The following is a 457-nucleotide window of genomic DNA, read 5'->3' as shown; positions in this document are numbered from 1 at the left end:
CTTGGCGATCACAGGCGATGAAGGACGCGGTAGCCTGCGAAAAGCTTCGGGGAGCTGGCAAACAAGCTTTGATCCGGAGATGTCCGAATGGGGAAACCCGGCCCGTATGGGTCATCCCACACTGAATCCATAGGTGTGGGAAGCGAACGCGGCGAACTGAAACATCTAAGTAGCTGCAGGAACAGAAATCAACCGAGATTCCCAAAGTAGTGGCGAACGAAATGGGAACAGCCTTGTACTCTTTAGCAGTGTTGTTAGCAGAACGGGATGGAAAGCCCGGCCCTAGCAGGTGATAGCCCTGTATGCGAAAACAGCGTTGTGGAACTAGGTGTACGACAAGTAGGGCGGGACACGTGAAATCCTGTCTGAAGATGGGGGGACCATCCTCCAAGGCTAAATACTCGTGATCGACCGATAGTGAACCAGTACCGTGAGGGAAAGGCGAAAAGAACCCCGG

Annotated in this window: 1 rRNA gene; it reads left to right on the top strand. The window is 53.6% G+C overall.

Features of this window, described 5'->3' with window-relative positions:
* A 23S ribosomal RNA gene (locus E1J61_RS36130) occupies positions 1-457 on the top strand; the annotation flags it as partial.

Origin of the sequence: Cupriavidus sp. L7L (genome assembly GCF_004353535.1) — a bacterium.
GTDB lineage: Bacteria > Pseudomonadota > Gammaproteobacteria > Burkholderiales > Burkholderiaceae > Cupriavidus > Cupriavidus oxalaticus_A.
The sequence above is the reverse complement of the archived record's forward strand: the minus strand, read 5'-3'. Positions and strand labels throughout refer to the sequence as shown.